Origin of the sequence: Streptomyces sp. NPDC005496 (assembly GCF_042872045.1) — a bacterium.
Classification (GTDB): domain Bacteria; phylum Actinomycetota; class Actinomycetes; order Streptomycetales; family Streptomycetaceae; genus Streptomyces.
Genome location: NZ_JBIAJQ010000004.1, coordinates 398558 through 417757, shown reverse-complemented (window position 1 = coordinate 417757; position 19200 = coordinate 398558). Strand labels below are relative to the sequence as shown.

The window sequence follows — 19200 nt, the reverse complement described above, 5'->3', positions numbered from 1 at the left end:
GTGACGGACTCACCCGGCAAGAAGATCGTCGTCACCGGAGCCACCGGCAACGTCGGCACCAGCGTGGTGCGCCTGCTCAGCGAGGACCCCGCGATCGGTTCCGTGGTGGGCCTGGCACGCCGGGTCCCGGACTGGTCGCCGCCTCGCACGACGTGGCACGCGGTGGACCTGGAAGAGGACACCGACCCCGTCGAGCTGTTCCGCGGCGCGGACGCCGTCGTCCACCTCGCCTGGAAGTTCCAGCCCGCCCGGGACCCGGCCGTCACGTGGCGCACCAACGTCCTGGGCAGCGCCCGCGTCTTCGAGGCCGTCGCGGCAGCCGGCGTCCCGGCGCTCGTCCACGCCTCGTCCGTCGGGGCGTACTCGCCCGGCCCCGACGACCGTGCCGTCGACGAGTCCTGGCCCACCCACGGCTGGCCCGGAGCCGCGTACACCCGCGAGAAGGCCTACCTGGAGCGCGTCCTCGACACCTTCGAGCGCGACCACCCCGAGACACGCGTCGTGCGGATGAGGCCCGCGTTCCTGTTCAAGCGGGAGTCCGCCAGCGAACAGCGCCGCATCTTCGGCGGCCGCTTCCTGCCCGGCCCCCTGATGAGGCCCGAGACGCTGCCCGTCGTGCCCGACATCCCAGGGCTCCGCTTCCAGGCGCTGCACACGGACGACGCGGCCGAGGCGTACCGTCTCGCGGCGCTGGGCGACGTACGCGGTGCCTTCAACATCGCCGCCGACCCGCCGCTCGACGCCAAGGTCCTCGGCGAGCTCTTCGACGCCAGGCCCGTGCGCCTGCCGAGCCCGGTCGCGCGCACCGGACTGGCGGCGGCGTGGGCGCTGCACCTCCTGCCGGCCTCGCCGCAGCTCTTCGACGCCGTGCTGCGGGTGCCGCTGCTGGACTGCACACGCGCCCGCACCGTGCTCGGCTGGCAGCCCCGGCACACCGCCGTCGAGGCGCTGGAGGAACTGCTGGCGGGCATGCGCCGCGGCGCGGGGGCGGACACCGCCCCGCTCCAGGGCCACACCGTCGGCTGACGTGTGGACCACCGTCCGCTGGGCACCCACGACCAGGCGTACGCGCCACGCTTCCCCCAGAGCGAGAAAGGCAGCACCCCATGAGTGACCACGGGCAGCAGAACCCCGTCGACAAGCACCCGCAGCCCGACTTCCCGCAGCAGGAACAGCAGCACCCCGGCTGGACCGGCCCCATGGACCCGCCGCCGGACCACGGCGAGGAGTCCTACCGGGGCAGCGGCCTCTTGGCGGACCGCAAGGCACTGGTGACCGGCGGGGACTCCGGCATCGGCCGTGCGGTGGCGCTCGCCTACGCCCGCGAGGGCGCAGACGTCCTGTTCACGCACCTGCCCGAGGAGGCCGAGGACGCCCGCGAGACCGCCCGCCTGGTGGAGGAGGCCGGGCGCAAGGCGGTCGCCGTGCCCTGCGACATCCGCGACGAGGAGCAGTGCCGTCGGCTGGTCGAACGCGCGGTCGCGGAGTTCGGCCGCATCGACGTCCTGGTGAACAACGCCGCGTACCAGATGTCCCAGCCGGACGGGATCTCCGCCATCTCTACGGAGCAGTTCGACCGGGTCGTGCGCACGAACCTGTACGGCATGTTCTGGCTCTGCAAGATGGCCCTGCCGCACATCCCCGAGGGCGGTTCGATCATCAACTCGACGTCCGTGCAGGCCTACAAGCCGAGCCCGCACCTCCTCGACTACGCCATGACCAAGGGCGCGATCGTGACGTTCACGCAGGGACTGGCGCAGATGGTCGCCGGTGACGGCATCCGCGTCAACGCCGTCGCCCCCGGACCGGTCTGGACGCCGCTCATCCCCGCGACCATGCCGGACACGACCGAGTTCGGGAAGCAGTCCCCGCTGGGCCGGCCCGCGCAGCCCGCCGAGATGGCCCCCGCGTACGTCTTCCTCGCCTCGCAGCACGCCAGCTTCATCACCGCGGAGATCATGAACGCCACCGGCGGGACGCCCCTGCCCTGACCGGGCCGCGGACTGGCGACGAAGAACGACTGACGACTGACAACCGGCGATTCACGACGACAGGAGGACGGTGCGACAGCGGGTGACGGAACGGAAGGCCGCGAAGGAACGCCATGTCGTTCTGCACACCCTGCGCTGGGAAGCGGGGGAGATCGGACGCTCCGTGCACCGGGCCTTCACGGTGGCGGGATCGGAGCGCAACACCGCGGTGCAGTCCCTCAAGGCGGCGGCCGCGGCCCTGCTGGCCTGGGCGGTGGCCGGCTGGTGGTGGGAGGCGCCGATGGCGCTGATGGCTCCCTGGACGGCGCTCTTCCTCATGCACAACACCGTCTACCGCTCCCTGCTGTCCGCGCTCCAGCAGTTCGTGGTGGTGCTGGTGGGCACACTGCTGGCCGCCGGAGCGGGAGTGCTGACGCACAACGAGATGGCCGCGATGGCCCTGGCCCTCCCCGTCACCGTCCTCCTCGGCAACTACGCCCGCTTCGGAAGCAACGGCCTCTACGCGCCGACCGCCGCGCTGTTCGTCCTCGTCTACGGCTCCTACACCGGCGCCGACATCCTCCACCGCCTCCTGGAGACCCTCCTCGGCGCGGTCATCGGCATCGGGGTCAACGCACTCGTCTTCCCGCCCGTCCACACGCGGCGCGTGACGCAGCTGCGCGAGCAGCTCCCGCACTCCTGCGGTGACCTGCTGCACCACGCCGCCGACGAACTGGCGGCTGACTACGACCCGGAGCAGGCCCGGCGCTGGTACGAGTCCGCGCAGCGCCTCACCGATGTGGTGACCGAACTGCGGGAGGCCCGCCGCTGGTCGGCCGAGAGCTACCGGATCAACCCGGCGCGCCGACTGCGCCGCGTCCCGACCGAACCCCCGGCCGCCTGGGACTTCGTCTGGGACCAGGTCACCGAGCACACCGCGCGGACCATGCGCACGCTGACCGAGGCCGCGGTACGGCCGCCGCTCCCGGCCGAGGCGCGGGACGCCCTCGCGGCGCTGCTGCGGGCGGCGGGCGACACCTGCCTGCTCGACGACCACCTCCGCGAGGACGGACGACCGGACGACGCGCGGACGCACGAGGCCCGGCGGGCGCTCGCCCGGGCCTCCGCGGCCCACCGCCGCCTGACCGCGGCGGCCCGGACCGGCCGCGGGCTCACGTCCACCACGGGAGGCGTGATCGCCGACACCCGGCGTCTCCTGTCGGCCCTGCTGCGCGTCGCGGACCCCGACGCGGCCTTCGACCCGCAGCTTCCCGACCAGCGCGAAACGCCGGAGCCGGCGCGCCACTGAGCCGTCCGGGCGTCGCCGCGCTTCGGTCTCGGCGGCCGGGGAACCCGGGCCGCATGAACACGTACGCGGACGAGCAGAAGTCGTACTGGATCGAGACGGCGCCCTCCGGAGACCTTCAGCCGTCCCTGGACGCGGACATCACGGTCGACGTCGCCGTGATCGGCGCCGGGATCGCGGGCCTCAGCACGGCGTGGGAGCTGGCGCGCCGAGGGCGCAAGGTGGCGGTGCTGGAGGCGGGCCGCATCGCGGCGGGCGTCACCGGTCACACCACGGCCAAGGTCAGCGCCCTGCACACCCTCGTCTACGCGCGCCTGCGGCAGACCCGGGGCGCCGAGGGGGCCAGGCTGTACGCCCGCTCGCAGATGGAGGCCATCCGGCACGCGGCCGGGATCGTGGACGAGCTGGGCATCGCGTGCGACTGGGAGGACACGGCCGCCTACACCTTCGCGCAGGACCCCTCCGGCGTGGACGAGCTGAAGGCGGAGGCGGAGGCCGCCCGGGAGGCGGGACTGCCCGCCGAGTACGTGACCGAGACGGGACTGCCATTCCCCGTCGCGGGCGCGGTGCGGGTCACGGAGCAGGTCCAGTTCCATCCGCGCAAGTACCTCCTCGCCCTCGCCGACGACCTGCGCCGGCAGGGCGTGGTGATCCACGAGAAGACCAGGGTCGTCGGACTCAAGGAGGGCGAGCCCTGCCGCCTCACGACCGAGAACGGGTCCACGGTGACGGCAGCGGACGTCGTCGTCGCCACGCACTACCCGATCTTCGACCGGGCGCTGCTCTTCACCCGCCTCTCCCCGCGCCGCGAACTCGTCCTGGCCGCGCCGGTCCCGGCCGAGCTCGATCCGCACGGCATGTTCATCACCCAGGAGCAGGGCACCCGCTCGGTGCGCACCGCCCCCTACGGAGACGGGCAGCGCCTGCTGATCGTCACCGGTGAGCACTTCACGCCCGGTACCGCCGACGTCGAGGAGCGGTTCGGGCGGCTCGCGGGCTGGGCCACGAAGCACTTCGGCACACTCGACTTCACCCACCGGTGGGCCACGCAGGACAACGACCCCACCGACACCGTGCCGCTCGTCGGGCCGATGCACGCGGGCAGCCGGCACACCTACGTGGCCACCGGCTTCGGCGGCTGGGGCATGAGCAGCGGCGTCATGGCGGGCCGGCTCCTGGCGACCCTGATCAGCGGGGAGAAGTCGCCGTGGAGCGACCTGTACGACCCGCGGCGCCTGCTGCCGGCGGTGCGGGAGGCACCGACGTTCCTCAAGAACCAGGCGAAGGTCGCGGGCCACTTCCTCGGGGACCGGCTGTCGTCGGGTCCGGCGCACTCGGTGGACGACATCGCGCCCGGGGACGGAGCGGTGGTGCGGGTCGAGGGCAAACGCTGCGCGGTCTACCGCGACGACAGCGGACAGGTGCACGCCGTCTCCGCGCGGTGCACGCACATGGGCTGCCTCGTGGCCTTCAACCGCGCGGAGCGGGCCTGGGAGTGCCCCTGCCACGGCTCCCGTTTCGGCACCGACGGCGAGATCGTCCAGGGTCCCGCCACCCGTCCGCTCGAAAAGCGCGACATCTGATCCGCGTACGGTCCGTCGGCGCCACCGCACCGGGGGTCCGCGTCCTGTCCGCGTGAGGCGGCGCGACGATGCGGGCGGCGGCGGCCGGCGGTGAAGAGGCAGAGGTCAGCGGGGGTCCGTGCAGGGGACATAGGTGGATTACTTGTCCGTTGCGGGGTACCCGGCAGCCATGAAAGCGACGGGATACGAACTGGCTGTTTTCAAGGACGCGGCATTCGGCGTGATGGGCGCCTTCGTGGGCGGTCTGATCATCGCCGGCGCGCTGATCTGGGCCGTACGCCTCGGTATCAAGACGCGGCGCCGCGAACCAGCGCCCCCGAAGCCCGAGGAGCAGCCGAAGCTTCCCCCGACCGGACCCGTCCACGAGACGCGTGAGACGCGCGAGCCGAACGAGGTCCCGCGGGCCGGGAGCGAGGGCGAGCGGCTGCGGCCCCAGCAGGTCCACCAGTCGGGCAGCAGGACCGCCGACGAGGAGCAGCCGCGTCCCCGCTGGGAGTCGGGCTCCAGCGGTTCCTTCGGAAGCGGCGGCTCCGGCAGCACCTGACAGCACCCGCCGCACGGGGGCGGAGCATGAGGGGGACTCGAACGGTACGGGGTTCGGAAAGGTAGCCCCGTTGGGCTCTCCACGCCGTGAGGCGCGGAGGGCTCAAGCCGTTTCCGGGGTCCTGCCGTCCGAGGAGGCGCGGTCCCGTCACCGCGGAGAACACGTGCCGACGCCCGTCGGCGCGTCCATCGAACGAATCCGCGGCACGCAGAAAAATACGTGAACCGTATTTCGCCCTTTTGTATACGCGAATGTCTGGCCATATGCTGGGCTCATGGGCGGAGTACCTGAGACACATACGGGCTGGACCTTTCTCACCAATCACGCCCGCGTGCTGGCCGCGATCGCCGAGGATCACACCACCCGGATCCGCGACATCGCCGCCCGTTGCCGGCTCACCGAGCGCGCGGTGCAGAAGATCATCTCCGATCTGGAGCAGGACGGGTACCTCACCCACACCCGGCAGGGACGCTCCAACCAGTACCGCATCCAGACGGGCACGCTGCTCAGGCACCCCGCGGACTCCAACCTCACGGTGGGGGACCTGCTGTCGCTCCTGGCGCAGCACGACCGTCGGCACGGCGACCAGGATGCGCAGCGGCAGACCGAGCCGAGCCACGCGGGCGGTCCGAAAGCCGACCATTGAGTCATGCCCACGGACGGCCGGTGCCGGTTCCGTGGGCACGGGACGGTGACGGAGCCAACGCACTCCCCGGGCCCCGGAGTTGACGTCGACCGCCGACACACACGTGAGGCGGCAGGATGCCGAACTGATCGTCGACTGGGCCCGCGTCGGGCCGGCTGCCGGCTGAGATCAGGGACCGGCTGGAGCGCGGATGTTTCCGTGCCGCGGATGCCGGGCGCGTTCCGCCAGCACTTCAACTCCCCTCCTTGTGCGCTCAGTTGGACTGCGTCAGGACCTCAGGCGTTCCAGAAGCAGCCGCATCGCCCGGTGCACCGCCTCCCGTGACTCGTCCGTCGGGTCGAGCGTCTCGAACATGTGGTGGCCGTGCGGTACGTCGACCACCTCGACGTCCGCCCCGCACTGCCCGGCCGCCGTCAGGAACTCCTCCACGGTGGCGGCGATCTCGGCTTGTTCGCGTCCCGCCCGGGTGAGCACCACGGGCAGTGAGCCCGCCTTCGCCACCGCCTCCACCGGACGGAAGCGGACGTCGGTCAGCCCCCAACCCTGCAGCGGCGCGAGCACCGGGTAGGTGGCGGCGAGGCAGCGCAGCCAAGCCGGTGGGCCCGCCAGCCAGTCCGCCGTGAGCAGGCCACCGCCCGAGAAGAACCACAGCGCGACCCGGTCCCCGTCCACCCGCGGATCGGCCCTGACGAACTCGACGGCGGCGGCGACGTCAGCGGCTGCGCGCTCGTAGCCGTCCAGGCCGTGCAGGCGGTGGTCGAGTGTCGCGGCCACCACTCCCTGTCCCGCCGCGTACCGCGCGTACCCCGTCAGGGTCGGCCAGTCCCGGGGCGTCGGCCGGGCCCCGGCGGGCACCGGACCGCCGTGCACGAAGACGACCGCCGGCCGCGGTTCCTCGGCCTCGGGAACGTACAGATCGACGTTCCCGGTCCGTTCACGCGGCAGTTGGGGCACGTCGAGAAGGAACGGCCGCAAGTGCGGGGGCGGTTGGGCGGCACCGGGCGGCCTCAGTCGGTGCCCCTCACCGGCGGCGGCCCGCAGCAGGACCTCGGCCAGTTCGGCTGGGCAGGACAGCATCGGCCAGTGTCCGGTGGGGAGTTCGAAGAAGGTGACCTTCTCGTCGGTGAGCGCCCGCAGCGCGGGATCGCCGAAGTCCACCTGCATCTGGACCAGTTCGATGCTCGCGCCGTTCTCCGTGCACAGCACACCGGTGCTGGGCACCCCGTCCACGGCGCCGGTCAGCCGCAGCGGCTGGAGCAACGTGCCGAGCGGCTGGGGGAAGGCGAGGGCGGTGAGCCGGTCCAGCGCCGCGTCGGACAGACCAGCGGTGCTGCCCCAGCACCCCCACTTCCCGCGGGCCGGGGGGCGCAGCTCTCCGTCCGCTCCTTCGGCCCCGTCAGCCGCCGCACCGGCCCCGTCAGCCGCCGCACCGGCCCCGGCGTCCTCCGCGAGGCGCCGGCGCAGGGCCTGGTCGGGCACCGCGGCCAGGGCCGGCACGCCGTCCTGGGGCATCCCCGCGTCCAGGTGGACCACGCGTGCGACGCGCCCGGCGCGGCGGTCGGCGGCGCCCCGTACCGGATGGATGCCGTAGTCGTGGCCGACCAGCACCAGATCCCGGCCGCCCGCCGGACCCGTCGAGTCGATCACCGCCAGTACGTCCGCGACATGCGTCTCCAGGTCGACGACGGCGCCTGTCGCGGCGCGCGGGCCCCCGAGCCCGGTGAGGGCCACCGTGTGCACCTCGGCTCCGGCCGCGGCCAGCCGTGCCGCCGTCTCCTCCCACACCTGTGGGCCGGTGAACGCGCCCGGCACCAGGATGAATGCGGTCATGGGCCTCTCCTCGGTAGGTCGTTCCGTTGGTGGTGGGCGGACCGTCCCGATCACTCGGCCGCGCCCGCCGGTACCGTAGGAACTCCCCCTGAGGGAGGTTCAAGTGTTCCTGTCGCACGACGGTCTGTGCAGCATCGGAGAGCTCGCCGAACAGGCGGGTGTCACCGTCAAGACGGTGCGCTTCTACTCCGACCGCGGACTGCTGCCCGAGGCGTCCCGCAGTGCCGGCGGGCACCGCCGGTACGGCCCCGACGCCCTCGACCGGCTGCGGCTGATCCGCTCCCTGCGCGCTCTCGACCTGCCCCTTCCAGAGGTGCGCCGCATCCTGGACGAGGAGGACGGGGCGGCCGCGACGGGCGGCGCCCTGGAGGACGCCGTCGCCGGGCAGCTGCGCGAGCTCGGCTCCCGCCTTCGGGCCCTGCGCTGGCGGGAGGCGGCCCTGCGGCTGGTGCAGGAGTCCCCGACCGACGAGCGGGCCGACCGGCTGCTCCTGGTCGGCGCCGTGACCGTGCCGCCGAGCACCGCCCCGCTGGCCCGGTTCTGGCGGGCCTGGCTGCCGCCGCGGATGCCGGCCCGCTCGACTGCGGCGTTCCTGGAGGCGACGGTCCCGCAGCCGCCCGACGACCCGGCGCCGGCCCAGGTCCTCGCCTTCGCCCGGCTGAACGCCCTCACCCTCGGGTCCTGCCCGGGCACCGGACGGCCCCAGCCGGAGGCACACCGGACCGCGGGTGCTCGCGGGGCCGCGGTCCTGTACGCGGGCCTCGCCGAGGCCTACGAACTGGCGGGCGCCCTGCTGCGTCGGGGCCGGGCACCCCGGCCGGGTGAGGCGCTGGACTGCTTCGTCGCCGCGTACGTGAGCGCGTACGGCACCCGGGACACCCCGGACTTCCGCCGCTCGCTGGCCCGGCAGCTCGCCGCCGACCCGCGGATCGACCGGTACTGGGAACTGGTGGCCGAGGTGATCACCCCGCCGGGCGGCCCGACGGAACCGACGCCGGGGTCCGCGCATGACTGGCTGCTCGCGGCCCTGGACGCGCAGACGACCGCCACCGCGGCCTGAGCCGCCGGCCCCGACGGAGGCCACGGGGTCAGCGGGCGCGCGGGGTGACCAGACCGGACTCGTAGGCGAGGACGACGAGTTGGGCGCGGTCCCGGGCCCGCAGCTTGCCCATCGCCCGGTTGACGTGGGTCTTCGCCGTCAGCGGACTGATCACCATGCGGCCGGCGATCTCGTCGTTGGACAGGCCCTGGGCGACCAGGGCGACGGCCTCGCGCTCGCGGCCGGTCAGCTCCTCCAGACCCGCGCCGACGCTCGTGCGCAGCGGCTGGGTGACGTACCGGTTGATCAGTGTGCGGGTGATCGACGGGGCGAGCAGCGCGTCACCGCGGGCGGCGACGCGCACCGCGTGCAGCAGGTCCTCCGGCACGATGTCCTTCACCAGGAACCCGGCCGCGCCGGCCCGCAGCGCGTGGAAGACGTACTCGTCCAGGCCGTAGTTGGTCAGGATGACGACGTGCACCGCGGCCAGGGCCGGGTCCGCGGCGATGCGCCGGGTCGCCTCGATGCCGTCCACGACCGGCATCTGGATGTCGACCAGCGCCACGTCCGGCAGGTGCTCGCGGGCGAGGGCGAGCCCCCGCTCCCCGTCGGCGGCCTCGGCCACCACAACGATGTCGTCCTCCAGGTCGAGCAGCGCGCGGAAACCGCTGCGGATGAGCGGCTGGTCGTCGACCAGCAGGACCCGGATCACGACGTGCCGTCCACGGGAAGCTCGGCCTGCACGGTGAAGCCGCCCCCGCTGCGCGGTTCCGCGCGCAGCCGCCCGCCGAGTGCGGTCACCCGTTCCCGCATCCCCAGCAGCCCGACGCCCGGCACCGGGGCGGCGGACGCCGTCGCCCCGCCGTCGTCGTCCACCCGCACGGCGAGAGCCTCCGGGCGGCAGTCGATCCGTACGTCGGCCGAGGCGGCGGCCGCGTGCCGGGCGACGTTGGTGAGGGACTCCTGGACGATCCGGTACACGGTCCGGCCCACCGCCGCCGGCACGTCGTCCCGCTGCCCCTCGATGGTCAGCGTCGCGTCCAGGCCGCTCCTGCGGGCCCGTTCCACCAGCTCCGGGACGTCGGCGAGGCCGTGCGGCGGTGCCGTGTCGTCGTCGCGCAGCGCGCTCAGGGTCGCGCGCAGCTCCCGGCTCGCCTCACGGGAGGCCTCCTGGATCGCCAGCAGCGCCTCCGGCACCTGGGTGTCCTGCCTGCGGGTGAGGTGGACGGCGACCTCGGACTGCACCTTGATGATCGAGATCTGGTGCACCAGCGAGTCGTGCAGCTCGCGCGCGATGTGCAGCCGCTCCTCGTCCGCGCGCCGCCGTGCCGTCTCCTCCCGGGTCCGCTCGGCCTCGTCCGCCCGCCTCTCGGCCTGCCGCAGCGCTTCTCCCGCGGCACCGGCCGCGATCAGCCAGGCCAGCTCCAGGGCGCCCCGGGCCCGCGCGAACGCCTCACCGGTGTCGTGCAGCGAGACCAGGACCGCGAGCGGGAGAGCCGCCAGCATGGACACGCTCGCCACCACTGTGACCAGGCGGTGCCCCGCCCGCATCGCGGCGTACACCGCGAAGAGGAACGCGATGGCCGGTACGTCGAAACCGGCCGCCTGGTACCCCACGGCGCACAGTCCGGTGACGGCCAGGACGGGAACCGGGGCCCTGCGCCCGGTGGCCAGCGCCAGGCCGCCCGCCACCAGCAGCACCTGGCCCAGAAGTGCGGTGCCGCCGACCGGAAGCGGCTCCGACAGCCCCGCGACCAGCAGCGTCGCGGCGACGCCTACGGCGGTCACCCAGTCCCTGACACCGGCCGGAATCCCGGGCCGTCCTCTGCTCATGCGCGCACCCTAGCCGCAGGCCACCGTCCGGCGAGTCCCGCCGGCGGACGACCGTCCGGCTACCGCGTACGCAGTACTTCGCCGGCTCCTGCCGCGTCCGCGGCAGCCGTCCGCCCCGGCGGTGGCAGGGCGAAGTGTCTCCTCCCGCCGGACGACCCGCGGGTGCGACGGGCGGAAGGATCGGACCACATCCCAGAGGGCCGGCCCGGGCCCCCGCAGCGAGACGCGGGCGGCGCGCACGAGGAGAGACACATGAACGCATCGAGAACCCGCACCCCCGTCCGAGCCGTCCTCGGCGCGGCCGGAGCCGCCCTGCTCGCGGTCGTCGGGTCGGCTGGTCCTGCCGCCGCGCACGTCTCCGTCGTCGCCGGCGGTGTCGGCAGCGGCTCCGGGCGCACCGGGGCCGTCGTGGCCGGACTGGTTGCGCTGACCGGCGTGGTCGCCGGCGGACTCGCGCTGGCCCGCTCCGCCGGACGGACGGGCGACGGCTCCGGGCGGGACGGGGCGGTGGTGGCCGTCGTGACGGGGCTGCTGGGCATCGCCCTCGCCGTGCTCCATCTCGCCACCTTCAGCGGCGGTTTCGGCACGGGTAACGGGCGCGCGGGGGCCGTGGTGGCACTGCTCCTGGCGCCGGTGGCCTTGGTCCTCGGCGGGCTCGTCGTGCGCCGCACCCACCGCACCGGGTGACCCCGCCGCCGACGCGGGCCGGACGCGGACGAGCGCACGGCCACGGGACGCGCTCCCCGGGCAGGATCCGCCGCGCCGATCCGCAAGCGCGGCCGGGCCCTCAGCCGAGGACGAACGGGAGCCTCGCCCCCAGTTCGCCCAACTCGGCCGTCTCCGCGCCGGTCGGGGCTCGCCGTCCGGTGCCGACCAGCAGCGCGTCCGTGTCGGAGAGGGCGGCGGGGAAGGCGGCCCCGGCGATGCTCTCCAGCAGCTTCCGTGACCGGGCGAGGCCCTCCGGCGGCGGTCCCGCCACGGCGGGGAGGTGCGCCACGAGGTCGAGATGGTGCAGCGTCCACTCCAGGACGTACGCCGAGAGGTAGTCGCCCGCGGTCAGGACCTCCCCGCGAGTGCTCACCCGCCGGGCGGGGTCGGCCAGTTCGGCCGCGCGCCCCGCGGCGGAGCCGACGTCGTCCAGATGGAACCGCAGCAGCTCCGGCTGCTCGTACGCCGCGGCCAGCCGGACGGTCAGCGCGTCGAGCGGATCGTCGCCGGTCGGCGGTGTCCCGCTGACCTCCCAGTAGGTCACGGCGTCGCGCGTCGGCTCCGTGGAGGCGGGCGTCACCAGCGTGATCAGGACGTCCTGCGCGTCGATGACCAAATGGCACACCAGGTCCCGGACGAGCCAGCCGGCGCACCCGGAGGGCCGCGCGAAGTCCTCGTCCCGTAGCTCTGCGACAGCGCCCCGAAGGGCCGCCCACGTATGTGAGAAGAGAGTCACGTCGGCACGGTAGTGCCTCGACAGCGGCGGCCGCCGCCGGATCACGCCCGTGCCGCTCGCCCGGACCTTCCTCCGGCGGCCGCCGACGGCAGGGAACGACTTCGGCGACGTTCGAAGCGTCGGCCCACCGTGGACGCCGGAACGTACCGTGCCGGCTGGTGTGCGACCCCGACGCGGACGCCGTCGCCCCGTCTGTTGCCGTCCGGTGACGAACGGGACGGATCCGTAGCGGTGGGAGGGGGCAACGGTCGGGGACCGTCGCGGGTCGTACGTGGCGTGGTGGGTGACCGGAGGCATGATCCGGTGTGACCCGCGCATTCTGACGAACCGTCAACAGGGGGAACCATGAACATCCGTACTCGCGGCACGCAGCTCGTCCTGGCCGCCGTCGCGGTCGGCGCGGCGGTGACGGCGACCGCCGTACCGGCCAGTGCCTCGGCTGCCGCGTCCGACTCGCCGGCCTTCCTGGAGCCGGGCGAACTGCCGCCGCACCCGTCGTCGGCCTGGTTCGCCGGTGACGTGACCGCCGGCCAGCCGGACCCGCTGCCGATCTGCGTCGGGCAGGCGCTGCCGTCGATCTCCAGCCACCGCACCTTCTGGACCGACTACGACACCAACGCCCTCCAGGTCACGGTGGAGGAGCGCAGTGTGAAGCGGGCCAAGGACTTCGCGGCGCTGCTGCGCGCGGACCTCGCGAACTGCGCGGCCCAGCTCATGGAGCAGGACCCGGAGGTGACGGCGACGCAGAAGTACTACGGGAAGCTGAACGTCGAGGAGGGCGCCCACGTCTACGGCGTCCACACCGAGACCTCCTGGGGCGCCTCCGACATCAGCCTGTTCTCGGTCGGCCGGGACGGCACGGCCGTGACGATCGTGAAGTGGGCGCAGCTGGGCTCGTTCGAGAACGCCCCGGTCACCGACTTCAAGGCGACGACCGTCACCGCCGTCGACAAGCTGTACTGAGCGGGAGTCCGGCCCGACGGGCGGGAACCGGGCCCGGCCGCGTACGGCGCGTCACGCGCCGGCCGGCCGGGCCCGGTTCCGCGTACGGGCAGGAATGCCCCGGCTGTGTCCGGGTACGCGACGGGAGTTGCGCCCCGGGGTGATCTTGTCCCGGGTGGCCCGTCCGTACTACCTGGGAATCAGCCATGGAGAAGCCCTCGAACGACCACACCGCTCCCGCGGAGCACCTCACCGCGGTGCCCGTGCCCGCGACCCCGGCGCAGGAGGCGCTGGACACCCTCGCCCGCGATACCCAGGACGTGGTGGCGCTGGACACGCTGGCCGGGAGCGACGTCCTCGTTCCCGTGCCCGACGACGCCGCCGAGGAGGACGAGGTCGACCCGTCGGCCGTGGCGCTGCCCGTGCTGGAGCAGCCGGGCGGTCGGCAGGTGGTACCGGTGTTCACCTCCGAGGTGGAGATGGCGGGGCTGCTGCCCTCCGTCTCGCGCTACCGCCTCGTGCCGCTCGGGGCGCTCGCCTCGCAGTGGCCCGCCAGCGATCTGTCGCTCACGATCGACGCCAGTTCCCCGCACGGCCTGACCCTCACCTCCGAAGGCGTCCGCACCCTGCTGGCCCGGCCGCGGGCGTAACCGCCGCGAGCCGTACGGGCCCGGCCGTCACCGAGGAGGGGAGCGGCCGGGCCCGTGACTGTCCCCGGCCCGACGCGGCCGCGAGGCGGAGTCCCAAATACGGCGGACGCGGCCGTCGGTCTGCCGGCGTCAGCCGTTCAGCATGCGGTCCAGGACGTCCCGCTGGAGCGGAAGCACCTGGGCGTGCAGGTCACGGCCCTTGGGAGTGAGGGCGACCCACACTCCGCGCCGGTCCTCCTGGCAGACGGTGCGCTCGACCAGGTCCTCCTTCTCCAGCCGGCCGATGAGACGCGACAGCGCGCTCTGGCTCAGGTGGACGCGGCCCGCGATGTTCTGCACGCGGCACTGCTCGCCCGCGTCCGCCGCGGCGCTCGTGGCGAGGATGTCCAGCACCTCGAAGTCACTGGCACCGAGGCCGTGGGGATGCAGTGCACGGTCGATCTCGCACATCGTGCGCGCGTGCACCGCCAGGATGTCCCGCCATTGCTCTTCGAGGCGGGCGCCGGTCGTCTTGGCTGCCATATATGCACGGTAACAGACATCCGGCCATTCATTGAGCATGCAACTAGTGCAGACGCATACGACTTGGGGCCGGCGTGCCGAGCGCGCCGCCCCGGACGATCCGCCCGCCCCGAGCGCTACGAACCGGCGGGCTCCTGGATTAGGCCGATCAGGTTGCCGTCCGCGTCCTTCAGCGAGGCGATCAGCTTGCCGCCGCCGACGTCCTGCACGTCCTGGAGCGTCTCGGCTCCGGCACCCAGCAGGGCCGCCTGCGTGGCCTTGATGTCCTCGACGGTCCAGTAGGGGACCGGGCCCGTCATGCCCTTGGCGTGGCCGTTGGGGTCCAGGCCGATCTCCTGGTCCGCGGTCCGGAAGCCCACGTAGTACGGCTCGTCCGCGTACGGCTCCACTCCCAGGAGGGCGGTGAAGAGGGGCTTGGTCAGGGAGAGGTCCTTGACGGGGTAGACGATGGTCTTGGGGCCGGCGGTCATGGCGTACTCCTCCGTGCTGCGAGTGGAGCCGGCGTGTCCTCGCCGGCTCCTCCCACGCTAGGCCGGGGAGGGGCGGACCGCTTCTCCGATCCTGACCGGTCGCCGCCGGCCGTGCTCACGTGGAGTCGCGGCGCACCAGTTCCGTCGGCAGGATCACCGCGGCGGGGTCCTCGCCGCCGATCTGGGCGAGCAGGACCCGTACCATCTCGGCGCTGATCCGGTCCCAGGGCTGCCGGATGGTGGTGAGCGCGGGGGACGCCGAGGTGGCCGCGGGCGAGTCGTCGAAGCCGCCGACCGCCACGTCCTCGGGAACGCGCCGCCCGGCCCGCCGCAGGGCGGCGAGCACCCCCTGCGCCATCAGGTCGGAGGCGACGAAGACCGCGTCCATGTCCGGCGCCACCGCCAGCAGCCGCTCGGCCCCCGCCTCACCGCTGGCCCTGCTGTAGTCGCCGGACACGACGAGGCGCTCGTCGGCCTCGACGCCCGCCTCGGTCAGCACCTCGCGGTAGCCCGCGAGCCGTTCCACGCCGCCGGGGGTGTCCAGCGGCCCGGTCACCACGCCGATGCGGCGCCGGCCCAGGGACAGCAGATGGCGCACCATGTCACGGGCGCCGTCCCGGTCGTCCGCGGCCACGTAACTCACCTTGGACCCCAGCCCGATGGGCTTGCCGCAGGCGACGAGCGGCACCCCCGCCCCGCGCAGCTCCTCGGCGACGGGGTCGCCGGAGTGGCTGGAGACCAGCAGTACCCCGTCGACATGGCCGGCGGTGATGTACCGCGTGATGCGCCGCCGTTCGTCCTCGGTGCCCGCGAGCATCAGCAGCAGCGGGACGTCGTGCGCGGCCAGGGCCTGCGTGCAGCCCCGCAGCAGCACGTTGAAGTTGGGGTCCTCGAAGAACCGCTCCTGGGGCTCGGTCAGCAGGAAGCCGACCGAGTCGGAGCGCCCGGTGATCAGCGAGCGGGCATGCCGGTTCACGACGTAACCCGTCCTGCGGATGGCCGCGTTGACGGCCTCCTGCGCGGCGGGGCTGACGTAGTGGCCGCCGTTGAGGACGCGCGAGACCGTTCCCCGGGAGACGCCGGCCTCGCGTGCCACGTCGTGGATCGTCGGCGGCCTGCGTCTGCCCCCCGTGTTGTTCATGGTCACGACTTTACGGCTCCGGACAGCAGGTCGAGACTCCAGAAGCGCTGGACCACCAGGAACAGGGCGATCAGCGGGACGACCGCCAGCAGGGCCCCGGTGATGACCAGCGTGTAGAGCGCCGGGGTGTTGGAGCCCTGTTCGAGCAGGGTGAACAGGCCGAGCGTGATCGGGAACCGCTCGTCGTCGCTCAGCATGATGAACGGCAGCAGGAAGTTGTTCCACACCGCGACGAACTGGAACAGGAACACCGTCACCAGTCCGGGCACCATCATCGGCAGAGCGATCCGGGTGAAGATGCGCCACTCGCCCGCCCCGTCCATCCGCCCCGCCTCGACCACGTCACCGGGAATGGCCGCGGCGGCGTAGATCCGCGCGAGGTACACGCCGTAGGGGGACAGGACGAGGGGGAGGAGCACGGAGGCGTACGAATCGGTGAGGTCGGCCTTCGCCAGCAGCAGGTACTGCGGGATCGCGAGGATCACCGGTGGCATCAGCACGCCCGCGAGCAGCACGTTGAACGCGGCCTCGCGTCCCCGGAAGCGGTAGACGGCGAGCGCGTAGCCGCTCACGGCCGAGACGGCCGTCGACAGGAGCGCGCCGAGTCCGGCGTACAGGGCGGAGTTGCCCATCCACCGCCAGTAGATGCCGTCACGGTAGGCGCCGAGGTCCCTGACGTTCTGGGTGAAGCCGGTGCCGGGCAGGAACGTGAAGGTGGAGAACAGCTCACTGCCCGACTTGGTGGCCGCGATCACCACCCAGGCGACGGGCAGCAGGCAGTACACCGCGCCCAGCACCAGCGTGAGCGTCGGCACCAGGGCGATACGGCGGCGCGGCGGCGGCCCCTGGGCGGTCCCGGGCGTGGTGCCGGCGGCGGGGACGGACTCGCGGACGGCGAGGGAACTCATCGGGCTTCCTCCTGCTGGTCACGGGAGTTCGCGGCGCGCAGGAAGCCGAAGGACAGCAGGAGCGTGGCGACGGCGATGATCACCGCGGTCGCGGCGGCCGAGTGGATGTCGCCCTTGCCGAAGGCGTCCTGGTAGACCTTCATCAGCGGACTCCAGGTCGTGGAGACGGAGTTGGTGAGCGGTTTCAGCGTGGTCGGCTCGCTGAACACCTGGAGCGTCGCGATGATCGAGAAGAAGAAGGTGAGCACCAGCGAGGGCGCCACCATCGGGATCTTGATCCGCAGGGCGGTCTGCAGGGGTGTGGCGCCGTCCAGCCTCGCCGCCTCGTACACCTCCGCCGGGATCGCCCTGAGCGAGGTGTAGATGACGATCATGTTGAAGCCCGTGCCGCCCCAGACCGCGATGTTGGACAGGGCGAGGTACAGCGGGCCGCCGTCCAACAGGTCGGGCTGGGGCAGGCCCAGCCGGTCGAGCACGAAGTAGAAGGGGCTGACGTCGGGCAGGTAGAGGAAGCCCCACAGCAGGGCGGCGACGACGCCGGGAATGGCGTACGGCAGGAAGATCGCCAGCCGGGTCACCGGGGCGAGGCGGACCCGCTCGGTGTCGAGCATCAGCGCGAAGAGCAGGGCGAGGCCGAGCATGACCGGGACCACGATGGCGCCGTAGCCGAGGACGCGCAGCGCGCCGTCGAGGAGTTCGGAGTCGGTGAACGCGTCGGCGTAGTTCCCGAGCCCGGCCCAGACCTCCTCGCGGGCGCCGGCGCCCAGGCCCAGGCCCTTGACCCGCACCTTGTGCAGGCTCAGCCAGACCGCGTAGCCGATGGGCAGGGCGAAGAAGAGGGCGAACAGGGCGGTCGCGGGCAGCAGGAAGAGGTAGGGGGCGCTTCGGGTGCGTTTTACGGGGGCGGCGGGGGAGGAGGGGCCGTACGAGGACCCCGGGGCCCCGTACGGCCTGCGGCGTGCCGTCCTCACCGGGCGACCTCGAAGCCCTGCTTCTCGAGGTCGGCGACGGTGTCGTCCTGCATCGTCTTCAGCGCGGCGCCGAAGTCCGACCTGTTCTTCGCGGCGGTGGCGAAGGCGTCCTTGAAGGAGGTGTACGCGACGTTCACGTTCGGTCCCCAGGCGGAGGGGGCGGTCGTCCCGGCGATCTTGGCGGCCTGCGGGTAGAAGTCCGGCTGGTTGGCGAAGAACGCCGGCGGCTTCAGGAACGCCTCGCTGGTCTGCGCGGTGGTGGCGGCGGGGTAGATGCCGCCCTCCTTGGCCAGCGCGGTCAGCGCGTCGCGGTCCGTGTTGAGCCAGGCGGCGAACTTGGCGGCGGCCTCACGGTGCCCGGAGTCCGTGGTGACGGCGGTGGAGGAGCCGCCCCAACTGCCCGTCACGTCCTCGGAGGCGGACCACTGCGGCAGCGGGGCCATGGCCCACTTGCCCTTGGTGTCGGGGGCGGCGGTGGTGAGCGTGCCGGGTGCCCACACCGCGCTCACCCAGGCGATCTGCCTGCCCGTGTTCAGCGCCTTGTTCCAGGCCGGCGTGTACATGGGCTGGTTGTCGATCGCGCCCTCCTTCACGAGGCCGCCCCAGAAGTCGGCGACCTTCCGCGTCGCCGTGTCGTCGATGCCGACCTTCCACTTGTCCCCCGAGGTGGTCCACCACTTGGCGCCGGCCTGCTGGGCGAGGCCCGCGAAGAGCCCGGAGTCGTTGGCGGAGAAGGTGGTGAGGTCCTTGTCCGGGGCCTTCTTCTTCAGCGCGCGGGCGGTCCCGGCGAACTCGTCCCAGGTCGTCGGGACGGTCAGGCCGTACTTCTTGAACAGGTCCTCGCGGTAGTAGAACATCATCGGCCCGGAGTCCTGCGGGATCGCGTAGACCGCGTCCGAGCCGAGGGTGGTCTGCTGCCAGACGCCGTCGGCGAACTTGTCCTTCACCCCGTCCACGTCGGCGGATATGTCGGCGAGGGCGTCGTTGCTGACCAGCGTCGGCAGTGCCTGGTACTCGGCCTGCACAAGGTCCGGGGCCTTCTTCGCCTTGTGCGCGGTGAGGATCTTGGTGACGAGCGTGTCGCCGGACGCCTGCTTCTTGACCGTGACCTGGATCCGCTGCTTCTTGCCCGGTCCCTCGTTCCACAGGTCGACGACCTTGTCCATGCCCGGTGTCCAGGTCCAGTACGTCAGCGAGACCGGCCCCGACTCGGCGCCGTCGTCCGACGAGCCGCAGGCGGTGAGCGCGCCGGCGCCGAGAGCGACGGCTGCGGTACCTGCCGCGAGACGGTGGAGCTTCTTGTTCGGCATGGATTGTTCTCCCCTGACCTGGGCCTCCGCCTGCTGCGGACGACCTGCCATGCTTCTGTGAGCGTTCACAGTAGAGAAACATCCCGGACAC

At 72.9% G+C, this 19200-nt stretch carries 20 protein-coding genes; 10 read left to right on the top strand and 10 right to left on the bottom strand.

All coding sequences use genetic code 11. The features are described from left to right. The 6 genes from ACFYQQ_RS14360 (at window position 1) to ACFYQQ_RS14335 (ending at window position 6049) form a co-directional block, all read left to right on the top strand. Window positions 1-1026: an SDR family oxidoreductase gene (locus ACFYQQ_RS14360; RefSeq protein ID WP_356238399.1), complete on the top strand. Its 1026-nt coding sequence runs from the start codon at window positions 1-3 to the stop codon at window positions 1024-1026. An 80-nt stretch (window positions 1027-1106) separates the two neighbouring features. Then, window positions 1107-1991, top strand: coding sequence for an SDR family oxidoreductase (locus ACFYQQ_RS14355; protein WP_355794429.1), 885 nt, complete (start codon window positions 1107-1109; stop codon window positions 1989-1991). Window positions 1992-2073: 82 nt separating this feature from the next. Next, window positions 2074-3279, top strand: coding sequence for an FUSC family protein (locus ACFYQQ_RS14350; RefSeq protein WP_356165650.1), 1206 nt, complete (start codon window positions 2074-2076; stop codon window positions 3277-3279). Window positions 3280-3332: 53 nt separating this feature from the next. Then, window positions 3333-4859 (top strand): FAD-dependent oxidoreductase, encoded by a 1527-nt coding sequence (locus ACFYQQ_RS14345; RefSeq protein WP_355786821.1) that lies wholly within the window; start codon window positions 3333-3335, stop codon window positions 4857-4859. A 169-nt stretch (window positions 4860-5028) separates the two neighbouring features. Next, on the top strand, window positions 5029-5403 hold the full coding sequence (locus ACFYQQ_RS14340) for a DUF6479 family protein (RefSeq protein WP_356165648.1): 375 nt from the start codon (window positions 5029-5031) through the stop codon (window positions 5401-5403). 274 nt (window positions 5404-5677) lie between these two features. Further along, window positions 5678-6049 (top strand): helix-turn-helix domain-containing protein, encoded by a 372-nt coding sequence (locus tag ACFYQQ_RS14335; RefSeq protein WP_356165645.1) that lies wholly within the window; start codon window positions 5678-5680, stop codon window positions 6047-6049. Between the two features lie 267 nt (window positions 6050-6316). On the opposite strand, the gene ACFYQQ_RS14330 is transcribed toward ACFYQQ_RS14335, so the two are convergent. Continuing rightward, entirely contained in the window at window positions 6317-7879 is a 1563-nt protein-coding gene (locus ACFYQQ_RS14330; RefSeq protein ID WP_356238396.1) for an alpha/beta fold hydrolase, read from the bottom strand. A gap of 103 nt (window positions 7880-7982) precedes the next feature. Between ACFYQQ_RS14330 and ACFYQQ_RS14325 the strand changes: the two genes are divergently transcribed. Then, window positions 7983-8939 carry a MerR family transcriptional regulator gene (locus ACFYQQ_RS14325; RefSeq protein WP_356238395.1) on the top strand — a complete coding sequence of 319 codons (957 nt, stop codon included), beginning with the start codon at window positions 7983-7985 and terminating at the stop codon, window positions 8937-8939. A 28-nt stretch (window positions 8940-8967) separates the two neighbouring features. Here ACFYQQ_RS14325 and ACFYQQ_RS14320 read toward each other — a convergent pair whose 3' ends face one another. Beyond that, window positions 8968-9630 (bottom strand): response regulator transcription factor, encoded by a 663-nt coding sequence (locus ACFYQQ_RS14320; protein WP_356165636.1) that lies wholly within the window; start codon window positions 9628-9630, stop codon window positions 8968-8970. After that, a complete protein-coding gene (locus ACFYQQ_RS14315; protein WP_356165634.1) occupies window positions 9627-10751 on the bottom strand; it encodes a histidine kinase in 1125 nt (374 codons plus the stop codon). Before ACFYQQ_RS14315 ends, ACFYQQ_RS14320 begins: the two co-directional genes overlap by 4 nt. Window positions 10752-11003: 252 nt before the next feature. On the opposite strand from ACFYQQ_RS14315, the gene ACFYQQ_RS14310 reads away from it, so the two are divergent. Next, window positions 11004-11438 carry a DUF6223 family protein gene (locus tag ACFYQQ_RS14310; RefSeq protein ID WP_355795417.1) on the top strand — a complete coding sequence of 145 codons (435 nt, stop codon included), beginning with the start codon at window positions 11004-11006 and terminating at the stop codon, window positions 11436-11438. Window positions 11439-11538: 100 nt separating this feature from the next. On the opposite strand, the gene ACFYQQ_RS14305 is transcribed toward ACFYQQ_RS14310, so the two are convergent. After that, a complete protein-coding gene (locus ACFYQQ_RS14305) occupies window positions 11539-12195 on the bottom strand; it encodes a maleylpyruvate isomerase N-terminal domain-containing protein (protein WP_355787448.1) in 657 nt (218 codons plus the stop codon). A 345-nt stretch (window positions 12196-12540) separates the two neighbouring features. Between ACFYQQ_RS14305 and ACFYQQ_RS14300 the strand changes: the two genes are divergently transcribed. Together ACFYQQ_RS14300 and ACFYQQ_RS14295 are read left to right on the top strand one after the other, a co-directional pair. Further along, window positions 12541-13158, top strand: coding sequence for a hypothetical protein (locus tag ACFYQQ_RS14300; RefSeq protein ID WP_355787451.1), 618 nt, complete (start codon window positions 12541-12543; stop codon window positions 13156-13158). Between the two features lie 185 nt (window positions 13159-13343). Beyond that, window positions 13344-13787, top strand: coding sequence for an SseB family protein (locus tag ACFYQQ_RS14295; RefSeq protein WP_355787454.1), 444 nt, complete (start codon window positions 13344-13346; stop codon window positions 13785-13787). 129 nt (window positions 13788-13916) lie between these two features. Here the strand turns inward: ACFYQQ_RS14295 and ACFYQQ_RS14290 are convergent, their stop codons facing one another. The 6 genes from ACFYQQ_RS14290 to ACFYQQ_RS14265 all read right to left on the bottom strand — a co-directional run bounded on the left by ACFYQQ_RS14290 (window position 13917) and on the right by ACFYQQ_RS14265 (window position 19109). Then, on the bottom strand, window positions 13917-14309 hold the full coding sequence (locus ACFYQQ_RS14290; protein ID WP_355787457.1) for a MarR family transcriptional regulator: 393 nt from the start codon (window positions 14307-14309) through the stop codon (window positions 13917-13919). A 116-nt stretch (window positions 14310-14425) separates the two neighbouring features. Beyond that, window positions 14426-14779, bottom strand: a complete 354-nt coding sequence (locus ACFYQQ_RS14285; RefSeq protein WP_355787459.1) for a VOC family protein — start codon at window positions 14777-14779, stop codon at window positions 14426-14428. Between the two features lie 115 nt (window positions 14780-14894). Then, entirely contained in the window at window positions 14895-15926 is a 1032-nt protein-coding gene (locus ACFYQQ_RS14280; protein WP_355787462.1) for a LacI family DNA-binding transcriptional regulator, read from the bottom strand. Beyond that, window positions 15923-16828, bottom strand: a complete 906-nt coding sequence (locus tag ACFYQQ_RS14275; protein WP_355787465.1) for a carbohydrate ABC transporter permease — start codon at window positions 16826-16828, stop codon at window positions 15923-15925. The genes ACFYQQ_RS14280 and ACFYQQ_RS14275 overlap by 4 nt, the downstream gene beginning before the upstream one ends. After that, a complete protein-coding gene (locus tag ACFYQQ_RS14270; protein WP_388904640.1) occupies window positions 16825-17799 on the bottom strand; it encodes a carbohydrate ABC transporter permease in 975 nt (324 codons plus the stop codon). Before ACFYQQ_RS14270 ends, ACFYQQ_RS14275 begins: the two co-directional genes overlap by 4 nt. Next, window positions 17796-19109, bottom strand: a complete 1314-nt coding sequence (locus ACFYQQ_RS14265; protein WP_355792886.1) for an extracellular solute-binding protein — start codon at window positions 19107-19109, stop codon at window positions 17796-17798. Before ACFYQQ_RS14265 ends, ACFYQQ_RS14270 begins: the two co-directional genes overlap by 4 nt. Between the last annotated feature and the right edge of the window lie 91 nt (window positions 19110-19200).

Bases quoted from the DNA above. Each gene is read 5' to 3' on its own strand.
- ACFYQQ_RS14300 (WP_355787451.1), top strand. From the start codon at position 12,541: ATGAACATCCGTACTCGCGGCACGCAGCTCGTCCTGGCCGCCGTCGCG.
- ACFYQQ_RS14315 (WP_356165634.1), bottom strand. From the start codon at position 10,751: ATGAGCAGAGGACGGCCCGGGATTCCGGCCGGTGTCAGGGACTGGGTG.
- ACFYQQ_RS14345 (WP_355786821.1), top strand. From the start codon at position 3,333: ATGAACACGTACGCGGACGAGCAGAAGTCGTACTGGATCGAGACGGCG.
- ACFYQQ_RS14290 (WP_355787457.1), bottom strand. From the start codon at position 14,309: ATGGCAGCCAAGACGACCGGCGCCCGCCTCGAAGAGCAATGGCGGGAC.
- ACFYQQ_RS14355 (WP_355794429.1), top strand. From the start codon at position 1,107: ATGAGTGACCACGGGCAGCAGAACCCCGTCGACAAGCACCCGCAGCCC.
- ACFYQQ_RS14285 (WP_355787459.1), bottom strand. From the start codon at position 14,779: ATGACCGCCGGCCCCAAGACCATCGTCTACCCCGTCAAGGACCTCTCC.
- ACFYQQ_RS14295 (WP_355787454.1), top strand. From the start codon at position 13,344: ATGGAGAAGCCCTCGAACGACCACACCGCTCCCGCGGAGCACCTCACC.
- ACFYQQ_RS14340 (WP_356165648.1), top strand. From the start codon at position 5,029: ATGAAAGCGACGGGATACGAACTGGCTGTTTTCAAGGACGCGGCATTC.
- ACFYQQ_RS14335 (WP_356165645.1), top strand. From the start codon at position 5,678: ATGGGCGGAGTACCTGAGACACATACGGGCTGGACCTTTCTCACCAAT.
- ACFYQQ_RS14275 (WP_355787465.1), bottom strand. From the start codon at position 16,828: ATGAGTTCCCTCGCCGTCCGCGAGTCCGTCCCCGCCGCCGGCACCACG.
- ACFYQQ_RS14265 (WP_355792886.1), bottom strand. From the start codon at position 19,109: ATGCCGAACAAGAAGCTCCACCGTCTCGCGGCAGGTACCGCAGCCGTC.
- ACFYQQ_RS14330 (WP_356238396.1), bottom strand. From the start codon at position 7,879: ATGACCGCATTCATCCTGGTGCCGGGCGCGTTCACCGGCCCACAGGTG.
- ACFYQQ_RS14310 (WP_355795417.1), top strand. From the start codon at position 11,004: ATGAACGCATCGAGAACCCGCACCCCCGTCCGAGCCGTCCTCGGCGCG.